General features: G+C 33.4%; 3 protein-coding genes. All 3 read right to left on the reverse strand.

Annotation, left to right across the window (positions count from 1 at the left end; genetic code table 11):
- Positions 1–125: 125 nt before the first annotated feature.
- Positions 126–1,055, reverse strand: coding sequence for a metallophosphoesterase (locus BMY85_RS15250; RefSeq protein WP_092479265.1), 930 nt, complete (start codon positions 1,053–1,055; stop codon positions 126–128).
- 62 nt (positions 1,056–1,117) lie between these two features.
- Positions 1,118–1,846 (reverse strand): MBL fold metallo-hydrolase, encoded by a 729-nt coding sequence (locus BMY85_RS15255; protein ID WP_092479267.1) that lies wholly within the window; start codon positions 1,844–1,846, stop codon positions 1,118–1,120.
- Positions 1,847–2,260: 414 nt separating this feature from the next.
- Positions 2,261–3,493 carry an LL-diaminopimelate aminotransferase gene (locus BMY85_RS15260; RefSeq protein ID WP_092479268.1) on the reverse strand — a complete coding sequence of 411 codons (1,233 nt, stop codon included), beginning with the start codon at positions 3,491–3,493 and terminating at the stop codon, positions 2,261–2,263.
- Positions 3,494–3,762 lie beyond the last annotated feature (269 nt).

Raw genomic sequence — 3,762 nt, forward strand, 5'->3', positions numbered from 1 at the left:
CAGGACTTTGTCTTTCCTCTCAGCGACGTTTTATATCTTATCACATCTTTCGATGCCTGTCAACAAGTTTTTTCGTTTAATAATTGTTACGAGTGACAAACAGCTTTGAAAGTATAGCAAATTATCTACAATATGTCAAACTGTTTTCCTTTAATTTTCTGTTTTTTTGTAAACCAGTTATCAATAGAGACCGACTCACCAATTACACGTCGGAATACTCGCATTTCTCCCTCTTTCCCAGCAAGAATTCTCCATTCCACTAAAGACAGTTTATTATTTTCTAATTCTATTGTAGTTATGCCTTTTGAACGAACGCAGCATCCAATATTAAAATATGGCAATTCATTTCTTTTAGGAAATTTCATACGATGGGTATGCCCGCATATTAATATAATATCTTTATTCTGCATCCATTTAGAATATTTTATCTCCATCTTGTGGCGTTTATGCTGATTCTTAGCTGGGCTAGCTGGATTTCGTATTCCTACTAGGTGAACAAAGCGCCAAAAATATCTTACTCCCACCATAGATAGATACCATAACCGGTCATTTACTATATCACCTTGATGACCATGAACCACAAATATCTCCTGCCCTGTAATTCTCTCTTTCAGCAATAACCCTTCAACCGGATTTAACTTATATAAAAATGGCTCCTGCTTTTCTTTAAATTCATTATAATAGAAATAATAATTCTCCTTGACATAATTTCTATCTTTTAAATAAATATTATGATTGCCGTATAACATAATTAGTCTTTTCTTCTCATGAAACTTTTTTAATATGCTGAACACATCCATATGTGCAGAACGAATATATTTAAAATTTTTATGTTCCCACAAGTCATCTCCATCTCCAGCTTCAACATAAACAAACTGTTTCTCATAATAATAACTTAAGGCATGGAGAACTATCGCCTGATTCCTTGCAAATTCATCGGATGCACTGTCGTCCCCTCTATGACAGTCACTGAAAAATACATACTTCGAATCTTTATCAAAATATTTAACTAAGGCTTTTTTATATGCTTGTGTTAATCTAATATCCGCACTCATATTAACTCCTTTTTCTTTTTAATCAATTCAGAAGTATAGTATTTCTTATTTTATAAATTTTATTAAATGTTAAAGCTCTCTCTTTCGCCTCTTATTTCCATTACCTTGTTAATATAACTCTCACTAGACTTTTCTAATTTAAACTGGTCAATGATTTTATATTTCTCCCAACAATGCATTGGAAATACAATATCAGCATCCACTGTGTTCAAAAAATAATCCATTCCCCACCAGTATCTTTCTTCTTGTCTTGGATCAAGCACTACAAAAGCAACATCTATTTTTTTGTCCGAAAGTTTATTTATTTCCCTCTGATATCCTTCTGCCATTACTTTATACTCTTCCTCTGTTTCGCCTTTCCATGCCCACCAGTTCAAGTCACCAGCATGATATATTGTTTTTCCTTCATATGTGATGATAAATGCAACCCCTTCGTCTGTGGAACGCAATGTCTCGACTTTGATAGTTTTTTTACCATTACCAAGTACTACAGATGAATCTTTTCCAATATGGGTTATCTTATTTTTTACTTGCAAATCAACTCCATGACGCTCTAAGAATTTATCTGTAAACTTTATATCATTTGAAAGTACGAATTCTACTTGCTCATACTCTTTATGATTTCTCAAAATCTCTAATGAAAAATGATCCCGATGCTTATGGCTTGCAAAGAAAATGACCTTCTTTGAACATTCCCATTTGGGAAGTTTTCCTTTGTAATAATCAAAAACTAACACGATATCTTCAAATTCTATTGTAAAACAGCTATGATATATAAATGTAACTTTCATCTTAACCTCTTCTTTCCTTTCTTCTAAATATCCTTATCTTACTTTTTTCATATCCCCATAGTCAATATAATATATATCTCTCTTAGACATATTAGTCCCTCGTTCTTGAAACTGTAAAAATGAAATGGAATTACCATAGAAAGAACCGCTGTGTTTCTCTTGCCATACTTATGAATGATACTAGGTATAATGGAACTGGTTCATAATTAAAAATACCTGATAAGCATAACAATTCCTCAGAACTGTTCTACAAACCAGGTATTTTTTATATACTCATTCTTACTTTGTTGCTGTTACATCAAATGATTTAATTATATAAGGACTTTCATCTGCTACGTCCATAAAATCGACATAGATCTGCTCCCTGCCTTTCATTACCATAAAGAACTCTCTTCTCTGCCTTTTCACTAGCCTTTAAAATTTCAGGTTTAATTTTAGTAACCGTTCTTTTACCTCTTGCATAATCTCAATTTCCTCTTCTGGTGTCGCTTCAAATGTGACAGAGAATCTAAGATATGCTCCTGCATCATCCCAAGGAACTGTAGAAATCAATGCATTTTCAATGAGATAAGTAGATGCTTCCTGGGCATCTTTAAACACAACATCTCCTGCTTTTTTAGGTGCTTTGGCATAGCAGTAAAATGTTCCTTTTGGCTTTTTCACATTGAAACCAACTTCATTTAACACATCTACTAATAAATTGAATCTTCTAGAATATTTTTCACAGATTTTCTCGGTAATCTCTGGATGGTTTATAGCATAAGAACCTGCCTTCTGAATACCTCTAAACTGGCCTGAATCTGTATTATCTTTTACTGTTCCATATGCTTTTATAACTCTTTCATTACCCACAATAAACGCCATTCTCCATCCGGTCATATTAAATGCTTTAGATAGAGAATGAATTTCAACTGCAACATCCATTGCCCCTTCAACGGTGAAAATGCTTAGAGGTTTATATCCATCAAAAGTTACTGCTGCATAAGCTGCATCATGTACAACCATGATTTCATTTTCCTTTGCAAACTCAACTACTTTTTCAAAGAACTCTTTTGTTGCAACTTGACCTGTTGGATTATTTGGATAATTAATATAAAGAATCTTCGCCTTTTTCAAAACATCCTCTGGAATACTAGTTAAGTCTGGATAGTAATCATTTTCCTCAGTTAAAGGAAGATCAAAAACCTCACCTCCGTAGTATCTTGTGTAAGTTCCTAATACTCCATAACCTGGTTTAGTCATTAAGGAAATATCTCCTGGATTAATGAATAACGCTGGCATCATAGCCAAAATTGGTTTTGAACCAATACCATGAATAATATTCTTCTCAGGCTCTAGACCTCCAATGCCATATACCTTTTCCATATACTTGCATGCCATCTCCTGAAATTCCAATATACCATTATCAGAATAGAATCGATTCTCAGGAAGACCGCTTTCTCTGCATAATACATCTACAATAGCCTTATCTGCTGGGGCATCTGGTTCTCCGACACCCATATCAATCAATTTCACATCTGGATATTTCTGTTTTGCATTCTGTTTTGCTAATTTTATTTTTGCAAACTTGTACAATTCCGTTTTTAAACCAAATTCCTTTCCTCCTATACGTTCTGCAAATAGATTCTGATAAAATTCTAAGTTCATTTCAACCTCCTAAAATATGAGCAACCACTGGATTGCTGCTTAGTACTGTACTTTCAAATTAACTGCTCGCTGTACTTATTATACAACTTTTGATTTGTTATCACAATATTAGCTTTACTATTATCTATCATATAGAGAAAAAGCAGAACAATCAACATTTTAAATATGATTACTCTGCTTTTTTAATTATCTTAACTTAATGACATTGCCTTCCGGCTGCCTCTTTTTCCATTATGCCTTCAAAACCGCATACAGTACAGATTACATCC

The sequence above is a fragment of the [Clostridium] polysaccharolyticum genome, assembly GCF_900111595.1.
Taxonomy (GTDB): domain Bacteria; phylum Bacillota; class Clostridia; order Lachnospirales; family Lachnospiraceae; genus Clostridium_AI; species Clostridium_AI polysaccharolyticum.